Annotated in this window: 13 protein-coding genes; 6 read left to right on the top strand and 7 right to left on the bottom strand. The window is 65.1% G+C overall.

What is annotated here, in order from left to right:
• Window positions 1-46: 46 nt before the first annotated feature.
• Window positions 47-2,710 (top strand): pyruvate, phosphate dikinase, encoded by a 2,664-nt coding sequence (gene ppdK, locus GTZ99_RS06995; protein WP_161717528.1) that lies wholly within the window; start codon window positions 47-49, stop codon window positions 2,708-2,710.
• Window positions 2,711-2,728: 18 nt separating this feature from the next.
• Here ppdK and GTZ99_RS06990 read toward each other — a convergent pair whose 3' ends face one another.
• Window positions 2,729-3,517 carry a methyltransferase domain-containing protein gene (locus tag GTZ99_RS06990; protein ID WP_161717527.1) on the bottom strand — a complete coding sequence of 263 codons (789 nt, stop codon included), beginning with the start codon at window positions 3,515-3,517 and terminating at the stop codon, window positions 2,729-2,731.
• Between the two features lie 72 nt (window positions 3,518-3,589).
• On the opposite strand from GTZ99_RS06990, the gene GTZ99_RS06985 reads away from it, so the two are divergent.
• Both GTZ99_RS06985 and hisI read left to right on the top strand, forming a co-directional pair.
• The gene (locus GTZ99_RS06985) at window positions 3,590-4,432 is read left to right on the top strand and encodes a ComF family protein (protein WP_161717526.1); all 843 of its coding nucleotides are present in this window, start codon (window positions 3,590-3,592) and stop codon (window positions 4,430-4,432) included.
• Window positions 4,433-4,837: 405 nt separating this feature from the next.
• Window positions 4,838-5,212 (top strand): phosphoribosyl-AMP cyclohydrolase, encoded by a 375-nt coding sequence (gene hisI, locus GTZ99_RS06980; protein WP_161717525.1) that lies wholly within the window; start codon window positions 4,838-4,840, stop codon window positions 5,210-5,212.
• 75 nt (window positions 5,213-5,287) lie between these two features.
• Here hisI and GTZ99_RS06975 read toward each other — a convergent pair whose 3' ends face one another.
• From GTZ99_RS06975 to tyrS, 5 genes are all read right to left on the bottom strand, one after another.
• A complete protein-coding gene (locus GTZ99_RS06975) occupies window positions 5,288-5,989 on the bottom strand; it encodes a dienelactone hydrolase family protein (protein WP_227711149.1) in 702 nt (233 codons plus the stop codon).
• Window positions 5,990-5,993: 4 nt separating this feature from the next.
• A complete protein-coding gene (cysK, locus tag GTZ99_RS06970) occupies window positions 5,994-6,911 on the bottom strand; it encodes a cysteine synthase A (RefSeq protein WP_161717523.1) in 918 nt (305 codons plus the stop codon).
• Window positions 6,912-6,937: 26 nt separating this feature from the next.
• Complete coding sequence (locus GTZ99_RS06965) at window positions 6,938-8,239, bottom strand: MFS transporter (RefSeq protein ID WP_161717522.1); 1,302 nt, start codon at window positions 8,237-8,239, stop codon at window positions 6,938-6,940.
• Window positions 8,240-8,359: 120 nt separating this feature from the next.
• A complete protein-coding gene (locus GTZ99_RS06960; RefSeq protein ID WP_161717521.1) occupies window positions 8,360-8,698 on the bottom strand; it encodes a PilZ domain-containing protein in 339 nt (112 codons plus the stop codon).
• A 124-nt stretch (window positions 8,699-8,822) separates the two neighbouring features.
• Window positions 8,823-10,052, bottom strand: coding sequence for a tyrosine--tRNA ligase (tyrS, locus tag GTZ99_RS06955; RefSeq protein WP_161717520.1), 1,230 nt, complete (start codon window positions 10,050-10,052; stop codon window positions 8,823-8,825).
• A gap of 114 nt (window positions 10,053-10,166) precedes the next feature.
• On the opposite strand from tyrS, the gene GTZ99_RS06950 reads away from it, so the two are divergent.
• The 3 genes from GTZ99_RS06950 (at window position 10,167) to GTZ99_RS06940 (ending at window position 12,770) form a co-directional block, all read left to right on the top strand.
• Window positions 10,167-10,700, top strand: coding sequence for a DOMON-like domain-containing protein (locus GTZ99_RS06950; RefSeq protein ID WP_161717519.1), 534 nt, complete (start codon window positions 10,167-10,169; stop codon window positions 10,698-10,700).
• Window positions 10,697-11,923, top strand: coding sequence for an exo-beta-N-acetylmuramidase NamZ family protein (locus GTZ99_RS06945; RefSeq protein ID WP_161717518.1), 1,227 nt, complete (start codon window positions 10,697-10,699; stop codon window positions 11,921-11,923). Before GTZ99_RS06950 ends, GTZ99_RS06945 begins: the two co-directional genes overlap by 4 nt.
• Before the next feature lie 106 nt (window positions 11,924-12,029).
• Window positions 12,030-12,770: a glutathione S-transferase family protein gene (locus tag GTZ99_RS06940; RefSeq protein WP_161717517.1), complete on the top strand. Its 741-nt coding sequence runs from the start codon at window positions 12,030-12,032 to the stop codon at window positions 12,768-12,770.
• Between the two features lie 113 nt (window positions 12,771-12,883).
• Here GTZ99_RS06940 and GTZ99_RS06935 read toward each other — a convergent pair whose 3' ends face one another.
• Window positions 12,884-13,585: an NlpC/P60 family protein gene (locus tag GTZ99_RS06935; protein ID WP_161717516.1), complete on the bottom strand. Its 702-nt coding sequence runs from the start codon at window positions 13,583-13,585 to the stop codon at window positions 12,884-12,886.
• Between the last annotated feature and the right edge of the window lie 72 nt (window positions 13,586-13,657).

The raw sequence follows: 13,657 nt of genomic DNA, 5'->3' as shown, positions 1-13,657 counted from the left end.
ACCCCGCGAGTCAACGTGATTCGCGTGACAGGAACGGCTAATTGTCATGAGTGCATACGTATTCCATTTCGGTGGTGGTGCTTCTTCGGACAACCCTCGCGCCCGCGATAAAACGATCGTCGGCGGCAAGGGCGCAAATCTGGCGGAAATGGCAGGCATTGGCCTGCCGGTGCCCGCCGGTTTCACGATCAGCACCGAAGTGTGCGCCAGCTATAACGCCGGTGGCAAGACGTTTGACGATGGCCTGCGCGCGGGCGTTGCCGCCGGGATCGCCCATGTCGAAGCCGCCACCGGCCGCCGCTTTGGCGACACCGCCAACCCGCTGCTGGTGTCGGTGCGCTCGGGCGCGCGGGTGTCGATGCCGGGCATGATGGACACGGTGCTGAACCTGGGCCTGAATGACGCCACCGTTCTGGGGCTGGCCGATGGTTCGGGCAATCCGCGTTTCGCGTGGGATTCCTATCGCCGTTTCATCCAGATGTATGCCGACGTGGTGCTGGGCATTGACCATCACCTGTTCGAGGATGCCTTGGAAATCGCCAAGGAAGACAACGGCTTTTACAACGATGTTGAGATGGAGGCCGAGCATTGGCAGGCCCTCGTCAGCGAATATAAGGCGATTGTCGCAGAAGCGCTGGGCCGCCCGTTCCCGCAGGATGTGCATGAACAGCTGTGGGGCGCCATCGGCGCCGTGTTCGACAGCTGGGAAAGCGAGCGCGCCAAGGTCTATCGCCGGTTGAACGACATCCCCGGCGACTGGGGCACCGCCGTCAACGTACAGGCGATGGTATTTGGCAACATGGGCGACACCAGCGCCACCGGCGTTGCCTTTACCCGCGATCCCGCCACCGGCGAAAAGGCCTATTACGGCGAATGGCTGGTCAATGCGCAGGGCGAGGACGTGGTGGCGGGCATCCGTACCCCGCAGTACCTGACCAAATTCGCACGTGAACGCGCCGGGGCCAAGCCGCTGAGCATGGAAGAAGCGATGCCCGCGGCCTATGCCGAATTGGCCGCTGTTTTTGAACTGCTGGAAAAGCATTACAAGGACATGCAGGACATCGAATTCACCGTCGAACGCGGCCAATTGTTCATGCTGCAAACGCGCAGCGGCAAGCGCACCGCCAAGGCCGCGCTGAAGATGGCCGTCGACATGGTGGCTGAAGGGCTGATCGACGAGGCAACCGCCATCCGCCGGGTTGACCCCATGGCGCTGGACCAGTTGCTGCACCCGACGCTGGACCCCAAGGCACCGCGCGACCATCTGGCCAAGGGCCTGCCCGCCAGCCCAGGCGCCGCCAGCGGCGCCATCGTGCTGGACGCCGAAACCGCCGAAAAGCGGGCCGAGCGCGGCGATGCCGTCATTCTGGTGCGCGTCGAAACCAGCCCCGAGGACATCCACGGCATGCACGCGGCCAAGGGCATCCTGACGGCGCGCGGCGGCATGACCAGCCACGCGGCGGTGGTTGCGCGCGGCATGGGGCGCCCTTGTGTTTCGGGCGCCAGCGCGGTCAGCATCGACATGGCCAGCCGCACGCTGAAGATCGGTAACCGCGATCTGAAGGAAGGCGACATCATCACGCTGGACGGCGCGACCGGGGACATCATGGCGGGCTCTGTCCCCACGATCGAGCCTGAACTGGTAGGCGATTTCGGCACGCTGATGGTGTGGGCGGACAAGCATCGGCGGATGCGCGTGCGCACCAATGCCGAAACGCCGCTGGATTGCCGTATGGCGCGCCAGTTCGGCGCCGAGGGCATCGGGTTGTGCCGGACCGAGCATATGTTCTTTGACGCCAGCCGCATTTCGGCCGTGCGTCAGATGATTTTGGCTGATGACGAGGCTGGCCGCCGCGCCGCCTTGGCCAAGCTGTTGCCCGAACAGCGCGCCGATTTCCACGCCATTTTCGAGATCATGGCCGGTCTGCCGGTGACGATCCGCCTGCTGGACCCGCCGCTGCATGAATTCCTGCCGCAGGGTGACGAGGAATTCGCCGACCTGTCCGAGACGATCGGCGTGGGCGTTGACCACCTCAAGCGCCGCGCGGGCGAGTTGCATGAATTCAACCCGATGCTGGGCCATCGCGGCTGCCGTCTGGGGATCACTTTTCCGGAAATCTACGAGATGCAGGCCCGCGCCATTTTCGAGGCCGCCTGTGACGTGGCCGCCGCCAGCGGTGAGGCGGTGGTGCCCGAAGTGATGATCCCGCTGGTCGCCACCAAGCGCGAGCTGGAGATCCTGAAGGGCGTGGTCGATCGCACCGCCGCTGCCGTCTTTGCCGAAAAGGGGCGGGTGCTGGACTATATGGTCGGCACGATGATCGAACTGCCGCGCGCCGCGCTGATGGCGGGCGAGATCGCGACCGAGGCCAAGTTCTTCTCGTTTGGCACCAATGACCTGACGCAGACGACGTTGGGCGTGTCGCGTGATGACGCGGCGCGGTTCCTGGGGGCCTATGTTGATCAGGGCATCTATGCCCGCGACCCGTTCGTCAGTCTGGATATCGAGGGTGTGGGCCAGTTGGTCAGTCTGGCGGCCGAACGTGGCCGCGCCACTCGCGCCGATATCAAGCTGGGCATTTGTGGCGAGCATGGCGGCGATCCAGCCTCGATCGCCTTCTGCGAAAAGGTGGGGCTGGATTACGTTTCGGCCAGCCCGTATCGTGTGCCGATTGCCCGTCTGGCGGCGGCACAGGCCGCGCTGGGCTGAAAGCGTTGAGGGTGGCGGTTAGCGCCGCCACCCACTCAACGTCAGGATTTCAAAGCTTTCGGTGACGCGGCCATCCTGCGCGGCGGCGGCGAATGCCTCTTGCGCGCGGGCCCATCCCGCCTTGCCCAGCACCGGACCCCGCTGGGTCAGCAAACCGCCGCAGCCTTGCGCGCGCACATCGGCGATCAGGCTGGACAGGCTGCCGAAACGCACCTTTTGCGTGCGGCTGTCGGCCACGGGATCGGCCCAGCCCACCCGTTGCAGCAATTGCGCGCCCGCACGCACGTCCACCATCGGGTGCATGCGCGCTGCCGGGCGATCCCCGTCTGCCGCCATCATGATGTCGCGCAGGGCTGGCAACGATCCAGCCCCCATCATCGCGACAATCGCCAATCCGCCGGGGGCCAGCGCTTGCCGGATATGCACCAGCGCGCCGGGCAGATCGTTTACCGTGTCCAGCGTCCCCAGCGAGGCGATCAGGTCAAAGCCGCCAATGGGGTAGGGCACTTCCTCGCCCAGCGCCAGCGTGCCGCCGATGCCCGCCGGATCGGCGCAGGTGACCGCTGCCCCCTGTACCGTCAGCGCGCGGGCCAAATCGCCGGTCCAGTCGCCCACCACCAATGCGCGCGCGGGCGCGTGGCGCAGGAAAGCAATACGCTCCAGCACGTCCTCGACCATGTCATCGATCAGATAGCGCGGCGGGCCGGCGGCGAAGCGTTGGGGTGTCTGTTGCATCGCCCACAGGCGGCGGCGGGCGTTCTGACGGCGGTGCGGGGCAAAGATGTTGGGGGCGGCGGGCTGTGTCATGGCGCGTCTGTGCCGGGGAAGGCGGCTTGGCGCAAGGGCGGATCGGGCATAGGATGGTGGCAGAGAGGGCTGATGCGCACACGAATCTGGACGCCGGTGATCGACCTTTTGTTCCCGCCGCGTTGTGCGTTGTGCGGGGCGATGGTCAGCGATCACAATGGTTTATGCGCAACATGTTGGGCAGGGCTGGAGGTTCCGGGCCAGCCGGCCTGTGCCGCTTGTGCCATGCCCTTTGCCCATGCCGGGGCCGAGGCCGGGCGGACGCAATCGATCGATCCGCTGCACCCCCATGAGGCCGACCTGTGTCTGGATTGTCGTGATACGCCCCCCAGCCATGACGGCATCCGTGCCGCGACGATCTATAACCACACCGCGCGGCGGCTGATCATCGGGCTGAAACATGGGCGGCGGGTGGCGCTGGCGCCTATGCTGGGGCGGTTGATGGCGGCGCGGCTGCATGGTGATCTGGGGCAGGGCGATCTGGCGCAGGGCGATCTGGCGCAGGGCGATCTGGCACAGGGGCGCTGGCTGGTGGTGCCGGTGCCGCTGCACCGCTGGCGGCTGTGGCACCGGGGGTTCAACCAATCTGCGCTGTTGGGGGCAGAGGTCGCCCGCCACCATGGTGCGCGCCTGATGGTGGATGCGCTGGTGCGGCGGCGGCCGACGCCTTCTCTGGGCGGATTGGGCAAGGCCGAGCGCGCCCGTGTGCTGCGCGATGCGATCACCGTCCACCCGCGCCGTGCCGCCATGTTGCGGGGCGCGAAGGTGCTGCTGGTGGATGATGTGCTGACCAGTGGCGCGACGACCAATGCCTGTATCGCGGCGTTGCGGGCGGCGGGGGCGGCGCGTGTGGTGGTGGCCTGTTTCGCCCGCGTCACCGATGGGGGCTGGACGGACTTGATCGATCCACCCTGATCCACAAACGAGAACGCCCGGAGGCGAACCTCCGGGCGTTGCCGTGACGAAACTTGCTGGGCGCGCCATTTTGGCGATAGGACGACCGCCCCTGTACGGTCGTCCACACCCGAACCCTCATTCTCTTCGGGGCGCGCTTCCACGTGGGTGGCGCCTCCTCGTTCCCTGAACCATGGCGCTTTTGCGCCGCCGTTCGGCGTTACGGCCTCCCTCAAGACCGTGAGGCGACTGTTTCACTGAAATGACGGAAAGATAAAGCGGCCTCGCCAATGTGTGTGGATTTTGCCCCCTATCTGTGGTTATCCTGCAACAACTGTGGCGATGTCCTCGTCGCCTTTGTTACAAATTTTGCCAATGCGGTGTGATCGCCGCGTTGCGGGCACCATAACCTAAGGACAATTCACTATGTCATCGCCTGAAACCGTCGAACGGGAAACCGGGACGCGCTTCATGCCGCGCTTTGATGCCAATGGGCTGTTGACGGCGATTGCCGTTGATTCGGTCACAAAAGAGATCCTGATGGTCGCTTTCATGAACGCGCAGGCGCTGGAGGCAACGCGCGAGACCGGCATCGCCCATTTCTATTCGCGCAGTCGGGGCAAGCAGTGGATGAAGGGCGAAACCTCGGGCCACATCCTGAAGGTGCAGGAAATCCGCGTCGATTGCGATCAGGATGCGCTGGTGATGATTGTCACGCCCGCCGGGCCCGCCTGCCACACGGGCGCGACCAGCTGTTTCTATCGCCGGGTTGAGGGCGAGGGGCTGGTCCCGATCGCCTGACGCTGGGCAGACGGCGCGCAAACAAAAAGGGCGGGGTGTGCGACCCCGCCCTTTGTTGTGTCAGTGCCCCGCCGATCAGGCCGGGATCAGCTCGTCCAGCAGGCTGTAGAGCGCCGCCCAGCTTTGCCGGTCGGCACTGGCATCATAGCCCAGCGCTGCCATGCCGCGCTTGTCCGCGCCGGGTTCGGTGAAACCGTGCTTGACCCCGGCATAGCTGTGGAAGTGCCAATTGGCGCCTGCCGCGTCCATTTCTTCCCAGAACGCGCGCACGTGGTCACGCGGCGCCAGTGGATCGGCATCGCCATGGCACACCAGAATGCGCGCCTTGACCGCACCGGGTTCGGCGGCTTTCCCGGTGGTCAGCAGCCCGTGGAAGCTGGCCACCAGCGCCAGATCCGCGCCATCGCGCGCCAGTTCCAGCACTGCCTGACCGCCCATGCAAAAGCCGATGGCCGCCATCGGTACACCGGCCCCTGCCACATCGCGCAAAGCCGCCACCGCCGCGTGGCAACGGGCGCGGTAATGCGCCACATCGCCGCGCAGCTTTTCGGCCAAGGGGCGCGAGGCTTCGAAACTGGCCACCGGTTCGCCATAGAAATCGGCGATCAGCGCGATGAAACCGGCATCGGCCAGCGCCTGCGCCTTCACCTCGACATGGGGGGTGACATTGGCGATGGTGGGGAACACGACAATCGCGCCCCGCACCGCGCCAGCCGGGCGGAACAACAGCCCCGACAGCGCGGTGCCACGGTCGGTATAGGAAAAGGCTTCGGCCAAGGTCTTACTCCGGCAGGAAATCGGGGACCGACAGGTATCGCTCGCCGGTGTCATAGTTGAAGCCCAGCACGCGGCTGCCCGCCGGGATCTCGGCCAGTTTCTGCGCGATGGCGGCCAGCGTCGCGCCGGACGAAATGCCCACCAACAGGCCCTCGGTGCGGGCGGCTTTACGCGCCCATTCTTTGGCGTCGGCAGGGTCGACCTGGATCACGCCGTCAAGGATTTCGGTGTGCAGATTGCCCGGAATGAACCCCGCGCCGATGCCCTGAATGGGGTGCGGGGCCGGCTTGCCACCGCTGATGACGGGCGACAGGGTGGGTTCCACGGCAAAGGCCTGCAGTTCCGGCCAGACATATTTCAGCGTCTGCGCCGTGCCGGTCAGGTGGCCGCCGGTGCCAACGCCCGTGATCAGGTAATCGATCGGCGTGTCGGCAAAATCGGCGATGATTTCCTGCGCGGTGGTTTTGACATGGACGGCCACATTGGCCGGATTGTCAAACTGTTGCGGCATCCACGCGCCTGGCGTCGCGGCGACCAGTTCGGTGGCGCGCTCGATCGCGCCCTTCATCCCCTTTTCCCGCGGGGTCAGGTCAAATGTCGCGCCATAGGCCAGCATCAACCGGCGGCGCTCGATCGACATCGATTCGGGCATCACCAGCACCAGCTTGTAACCCTTGACCGCGGCCACCATCGCCAGACCGATCCCGGTGTTGCCGCTGGTCGGCTCGATGATCGTGCCGCCGGGCGTCAGGCTGCCGTCGGCCTCGGCGGCCTCGATCATGGCCAGCGCGATGCGGTCCTTGATCGAACCGCCCGGGTTCGACCGCTCGGACTTCACCCAGACCTCATGATCGGGGAACAGCCGCGAGAGGCGGATATGCGGCGTGTTGCCGATGGTGGACAGAATGCTTTGGGCTTTCATGGATCAGCTCCTTCGTGCCTGCGAAATCAGGTGTCGCCCTTATGTGGGGTCTCTTCGCGTGCGAAACTATAGGCGCGGCGGATGTCAGGGAATAGCCATCCCCACAAACAGGTGATGACAATCGCGCCAATCCCGCCCAGCACTACCGCCCAGATCGGGCCCAGCAGGCTGGCGGCAAAACCGGACTCCATCTCGCCCAACTCATTCGAGGCGGAAATGGCAAGGCCAGAGATCGCCGACACGCGCCCGCGCATCTCGTCCGGAGTGTGCAACTGGATCAAACTGCCGCGCACAAACACCGAGATCATGTCAAACGCGCCCAGCGCCACCAGCGAGGCCAGCGCCAGCAGATAGCCGCCATTACCCGGCACCCACGCCGACAGGCCAAAGCCAATCGTCGCCGCGCCAAAGGCGGCCACCGCGCCCAACATGACATAGCCCACCCGCCGTTGCAGCGGATAGAACGCCAGGATCAGCCCGAACACCGCCGCGCCCAGAGCAGGCGCTGCGCGCATCTGGCCAAGGCCACTGGCGCCCACCGACATGCCATTCCACGTCAGGAAATCGCGGGCATAGATCGGCAACAGCGCCGTTGCCCCCGCCAGCAGCACCGCGAACAGGTCCAGCGTGATGCAGCCCAGCAGGAATGGATGGCCGCGTACATAGGAAAAGCCGTCGGCCACCTGCCGCAGGGGATGCACATCCTTGTTCGCGGCAACGGGGGGCAGTGGGCGGATCGAGAGCAGCGCCATGATCCCCACCACCAGCAGCGCGGTCGACACCGCATAGGGCAGGGGGGCATGGATGCCGAACAGGATGCCCGCCAAGGCCGGGCCGCCGATCATGCCGGTTTGCATTGCCAGAGAATTGAGCGCCACCGCGCGTGGCAGGATCGCGGCGGGCACGATGACCGGGGCGATCGATCCGACGGCCGGGCCGACAAACACGCGCGCCGTCCCATGCGCCACGCCCAGCGAGAACAGCAGCGGCAAATTGAGCCAGCCGCCGCCCGTGGCCAGCGCCAGCATCAGCGCGACGATCAGATCGATCCCCATGGCGCAGGCGCCCACGTGGCGGCGGTCGAACCGGTCGGCCACGACACCTGCGATGGGCGTCAGCAGAAACATCGGCACGAATTGCGCCAGCCCCAACATGCCCAGCAGGAACGATGCCTGCGGGATGGTCATGCCATAGGTCTGGCGCGCCACGTCATACAGTTGGTAGCCGATGATCACCACCATGCCATTGGTGGCCAGCACCGAGGTAAAGCGGGCGGCCCAAAAGCGGCGATAATCGGGGATGTGCAGCGGGGTGGTTGGTTCAGTCACGCTGGCCGGTGTGGCAGGATGGTGCCGCCTTGCCAAGGCTGCTTGTTCTAAACCGCCTGAAATTATGGCTTTGCGTGTGGGCGGTGGTCGATGGGCGACCACACGCCATCACACAGGGGCTCAGCGTTCGCGGCGCAGGCGCGGATTGGGCTGCATCGACTGGATCATTGCGTTGAAGTCATCCAGCCGGATGATCCGTTCAAACTGGAAACCGGCGCGGTCCTCGGTGTTCCAGATCAGATGCGCCTCGATCCGGCCGACATTGGGCAGGCGGATGGTGATGCGCTCCCCCCGGCCCAAATCCACCGGCGACCCCGACATGAAACCATGCGCGGAAATATTGGCGATCATCAGATCAAATTCGCCCAACCGGCGATGTTCGGCGTTGACCAGGAACTGGACCGGATGGCGCGCCGAACGCCGCAATTCGGTGACCGAAAGTTGCGCACCCTGTACCATTTCCTTGGATTCCCTGCATTAGAATTGCGACGCAAGGCTTATGCCGTAGAATTGGCGAACAAAGGGTAAAACCGGCAATAGCCTGCCGCCCTCAGGGCAAGCGATTGCCGGTGGATAACATGGGTCAGGCGCCCTTGAGGATGCCGTGCTTTTTCTTGCCCGAGGAAATGCGGATTTCGCCAGAAGTGCCCGAAATCGGGTGGTTTTCATCACTGATCGCCACGCCGTCCAGCCGCGCTCCGCCGCCTGCGACCAGACGCTTGGCCTCGCCTCGGCTGGTCGCAAATCCGATGCCAACCAACGCATCAATCATCGTGCAGCCGCCTGCGGGAATCGCCCAGACCGGCAGATCCGCCCCCAAACCGCCCCCGGCAAAGGTGGCCGAAGCGGTCGCCTCGGCGGCCTTGGCGGCGTCCTCACCCCGGCACAAGGCGGTCGCGGCATTGGCCAGCGCCACCTTGGCGGCGTTGATCTCGCTGCCCTCCAGCGCCTCGAGCCGGGCGATTTCGTCCAGCGGCATGTCGGTGAACAGGCGCAGGAACCGGCCCACATCACGGTCATCGGTGTTGCGCCAGAACTGCCAGTAATCGTAATCGGGCAATTGCGCCGGGTTCAGCCACACCGCGCCCGAGACCGACTTGCCCATCTTGGTGCCGTCAGCCTTGGTGATCAGCGGGGTGGTCAGGCCGAACACCTCGACGCCATCCATGCGGCGGCTCAGTTCCACGCCGTTGACGATGTTGCCCCACTGGTCCGAACCGCCCATCTGCAACCGCACGCCATTGGTCTGGCACAGGTGGCGGAAGTCATAGCCCTGCAGGATCATGTAGTTGAATTCAAGGAAGGTCATCGGCTGTTCGCGTTCCAGCCGCATCTTGACCGAATCGAACGAGAGCATGCGGTTGACGGTGAAATGCGTCCCCACTTTTTGCAGCATCTCGATGTAACCCAACTGGCCCAGCCAATCGTGGTTGTTGACCAGAATGGCGTCCGTCGGCCCGTCGCCAAAGGTCAGGAAGCGTTCAAAGACGGTGCGGATGCTGGCGATATTGGCCTCGATGGCCTCATCGGTCAGCATCTTGCGTACTTCGTCCTTGCCGGTGGGATCGCCGATGCGGGTGGTGCCGCCGCCCATCACCACAACCGGCTTGTGCCCGGCCTGTTGCAGCCGGCGCAGCAGCATGATCGACACCAGATTGCCCACATGCAACGAGGCCGCCGTTGCGTCAAAGCCGACATAGCCCGGCACCACCTGTGTATTGGCCAGCGCGTCCAGCGCGGCGCCATCGGTCACTTGGTGGATATAGCCCCGCTCGGACAGCAGGCGCAGCAGGTCGGACGTGTATTCGGTCATGGTAGCCTCTTTTGTGTGCGCGCCGCCTAGCGCGTTTTCGCGCCCCGTGGCAAGGGAAAGGGGCCTGCCGCCGCGCGTGGCGGGATGCATTTTCTGGCGCAAGGAGGCGCATGCGTGGCCCGGTTTTCCCTGATCGCTCATCCTGATAGGCCGCCGTTGCAGGTGCGCGGCGTGGCCTGTGGCGTGGCGCGGGTGGGCGATCGGATCGTGCTGGACTGGCGGGTGGAGGGCGCAGGCGCGCTGATCGTGCCGCCGCCCGCCGCCCCGGTGCATACCGACGGCCTGTGGCAGACCACCTGTTTCGAGGCATTCCTCGCGCTGCCCGGCACCGCTTATGCCGAGTGCAATCTGGCCCCATCGGGCGCATGGGCGGCCTATGGCTTTGCCGATTACCGCGATGGCATGGCGCCGCGCCCGCTGACCAGCGTGCCGCAGATCACCGCCTTGCGGCAGGACGATGCATTCGCCTGCCGCGCGGTATTGGCGGCGGCGGATTGGGTTGGGGCGGTGTCTTTGGGCCTGACCGCCGTGATCGCCGAAGAGGGCGGCCACACCTCCTATTGGGCGCTGGCCCATGCCGCTGGAAAGCCTGACTTTCATCAGCGCTCTTGCTTCACGGCCGCGATTGAGGCAGCGCTGCGCCCATGACCGAGGTTCTTTTTGGCATCGACCGCCTGTTGGCAGACCCCACCCTGCGCGCGCCGTTGAAAGGGCGGCGGGTGGCGCTGGTGGCGCATCCGGCATCGGTGACGGCGGATTTGCGGCACAGTCTGGACGCGCTGGCGGCATGCGATGACATCTGCCTGACCGCCGCCTTTGGCCCGCAGCACGGGCTGAAGGGCGACAAGCAGGACAATATGGTCGAGACCGAGGACGAGATTGATCCTGTCCTGAACATCCCGGTCTTCAGCCTGTATGGGCAGGTGCGCAAGCCCACGCGCACGATGATGGATACGGCCGATGTGTTCCTGTTCGACCTTCAGGATCTGGGCTGCCGCATCTATACCTTTGTCACCACGCTGTTGTACCTGTTGCAGGCGGCGGACGAGGCGAGCAAGGCCGGCACGCCCAAGAGCGTGTGGGTGCTGGACCGCCCTAATCCCGCCGGTCGCCCGGTCGAGGGCTTGACGCTGCTGCCGGGTCAGGAAAGCTTTGTCGGGGCAGGTCCAATGCCGATGCGCCACGGGCTGACCTTGGGCGAGATGGGCCATTGGTTCATCCGCCACTTTGGCCTGAACGTCGATTATCAGGTGGTGGCAATGCAGGGCTGGCAGCCCGATGCCGCGCCCGGCCATGGCTGGCCCGACAGCCGCATCTGGATCAACCCTTCGCCCAATGCGGCCAATCTGAACATGGCGCGCGCCTATGCCGGGACGGTGATGCTGGAAGGCGCGACCCTGTCCGAAGGGCGCGGCACCACCCGCCCGCTGGAGGTGCTGTTTGGCGCGCCGGACGTCGATGCGGCCGCCGTTCTGGCCGAAATGCGTGAGGTCGCGCCCGAATGGCTGGCCGGTTGCGCGGTGCGCGAATGTTGGTTCACGCCCACGTTCCACAAACACGCCGGGCAATTGTGCAGCGCGCTGATGATCCACGCCGAAGGCCCGTTTTACGACCACGCCGCGTTCCGCCCGTGGCGCTTGCAGGCGCTGGCGTTCAAGGCGGTTCGCAACCTGTACCCGGATTATCCCATCTGGCGTGATTTTCCCTATGAGTATGAATTCACCCGTTTGGCGATTGATGTGATCAACGGCGGGCCGGGATTGCGCGAATGGGTGGACAATCCGGGCGCCACGCCGGCGGATCTGGACGCCGCCGCCGCTGCGGATGAGGCTGCGTGGGTGGCCGCCACGCGCGACCTGTTGCTGTATTGATCGGGGCGCGCGGGGGCGGGTGATTTGTACACTGACGCCGTAAGGCACTTGTATGTATCACTAACAAACTCTATGAAGGCGGCAACCAAGACAAAGGATGCCTGCCATGCTCAAGCTGTACAGTTTCGGCCCCGCCGCCAACTCGATGAAGCCCTTGCTGACCCTGTATGAAAAGGGCACCCCGTTCGAAGGCCACCGCCTGAACCCCGCCATTTTCGAGCACCATCAGGAGTGGTTCAAGGCGATCAATCCGCGCGGTCAGGTGCCCGCGCTGGTCGATGGCGACAAGGTGATCACCGAATCGACCGTCATCTGCGAATATCTGGAAGACGAACACCCCGGCGAGGTAAAGCTGCGCCCGGCCGATTCGTATGGCCGCGCCAACATGCGCATCTGGACCAAGTGGGTGGACGAATATTTCTGCTGGTGCGTTTCGACCATCGGTTGGCACCGCTATGTCGGCAACATGGTCAAGGGCATGAGCGACGAGGCCTTTGAGGAGAAGGTCAAGGCCATCCCCGTGTTCGAGCAGCAGGTGAAATGGCGCCGCGCCCGCGAAGGCTTCCCGCAGGACCTGCTGGACGAGGAAATGCGCAAGATCGAATATTCGGTCAAGCGTCTGAACGACCATCTGGCCGACAATGAATGGCTGGCGGGCGGGATGTTCACGCTGGCCGATATCTGCAATTTCGCGATCGCCAACGGTATGAACTTCAGCTTCCCCGAACTGGTGAACGAGGCGGATGCGCCGCATCTGTTGCGCTGGATTGCCCAGATCAACGAGCGCCCGGCGGTCAAGCAGATGTTTGCCGAAGTGCCGATGGAAAACCTGCGTCCGCAGGACTGATCGCACCACGCAAAAGGGCCGCGCAGCACGCGCGGCCCCTCAGGATCCGGCCGGAAGTGGTCCTCCGGCTGAACCCGCCATCGGTGTAGGCCCCGGTGGCGGGTTCTTCTGTGTTACGCTTCGTTGGTCGACAGCCCTGCGTCGCGCGCCACGGTGACGGCGGCGGGGATGGGGGCGGGGACGCTGGCAGGCCAGCGCGCGCCGACCAACCGGTCCTTGGCGATCCATGCCAGGCTGACGCTGTCCGACTGATTGCCGCCCAGAATGCGATAGGCCTTCTCGTCCTCACCGGCGTAAAAGCCGACATGGCCCAACCCGCTGGCCATGCTCTTGCGCCAGAACACCATCACCGCGCCGGGGCAGGGCGGGGTGGCGATGCCAAACTGGCCCCACGCCCGCGCGCCCAGCACATTGGCCGGCAGGTGCTCTTCGGGCAGGGTGGCGCTGATGCAATGGCCGACAAACAGCCCGCACCACGCCACATCATCGCCGCGATAGGGGATGCCCATTTGCCCGGCCCAATCCAGAATGGTCGGATTGCTGGCGGGGCCGGCGGTCTCGCGGATGCCATACAGGCGGCGCGCTTCCTGCACCCACACGGCCACGGGCGGGAACAGCGGTGAGGCCACAGGCGCCGCGCGCGGGAACAGTGCCGCCATCACCCGACCGCCCGGCAGCCCATCGGGGGCGATGCCATGCGCGCTTTGGAACAGGCGCAAGGCGGCGATGGTCTGCCGCCCCCAGATGCCGTCGATCGGTCCGGGCCGATAGCCCGCCTGCGCCAAAGCCTGTTGAATTGCCAAAGTCGAAGCCATCACGTCCTCCTGCACGACACCACAAATTGGAACATTTGCGGAACATGCCGGAGGCGGCGCGATGTAGGACAG

The sequence above is a fragment of the Novosphingobium ovatum genome (assembly GCF_009909235.1).
Taxonomy (GTDB): domain Bacteria; phylum Pseudomonadota; class Alphaproteobacteria; order Sphingomonadales; family Sphingomonadaceae; genus Novosphingobium; species Novosphingobium ovatum.
This window is presented reverse-complemented; position numbering and strand designations above follow the sequence as displayed.

Bases quoted from the DNA above. Each gene is read 5' to 3' on its own strand.
- ppdK (WP_161717528.1), top strand. From the start codon at position 47: ATGAGTGCATACGTATTCCATTTCGGTGGTGGTGCTTCTTCGGACAAC.
- tyrS (WP_161717520.1), bottom strand. From the start codon at position 10,052: ATGACCGAATACACGTCCGACCTGCTGCGCCTGCTGTCCGAGCGGGGC.
- hisI (WP_161717525.1), top strand. From the start codon at position 4,838: ATGTCATCGCCTGAAACCGTCGAACGGGAAACCGGGACGCGCTTCATG.
- GTZ99_RS06940 (WP_161717517.1), top strand. From the start codon at position 12,030: ATGCTCAAGCTGTACAGTTTCGGCCCCGCCGCCAACTCGATGAAGCCC.
- cysK (WP_161717523.1), bottom strand. From the start codon at position 6,911: ATGAAAGCCCAAAGCATTCTGTCCACCATCGGCAACACGCCGCATATC.
- GTZ99_RS06960 (WP_161717521.1), bottom strand. From the start codon at position 8,698: ATGGTACAGGGTGCGCAACTTTCGGTCACCGAATTGCGGCGTTCGGCG.
- GTZ99_RS06935 (WP_161717516.1), bottom strand. From the start codon at position 13,585: ATGGCTTCGACTTTGGCAATTCAACAGGCTTTGGCGCAGGCGGGCTAT.
- GTZ99_RS06945 (WP_161717518.1), top strand. From the start codon at position 10,697: ATGACCGAGGTTCTTTTTGGCATCGACCGCCTGTTGGCAGACCCCACC.
- GTZ99_RS06985 (WP_161717526.1), top strand. From the start codon at position 3,590: ATGCGCACACGAATCTGGACGCCGGTGATCGACCTTTTGTTCCCGCCG.
- GTZ99_RS06990 (WP_161717527.1), bottom strand. From the start codon at position 3,517: ATGACACAGCCCGCCGCCCCCAACATCTTTGCCCCGCACCGCCGTCAG.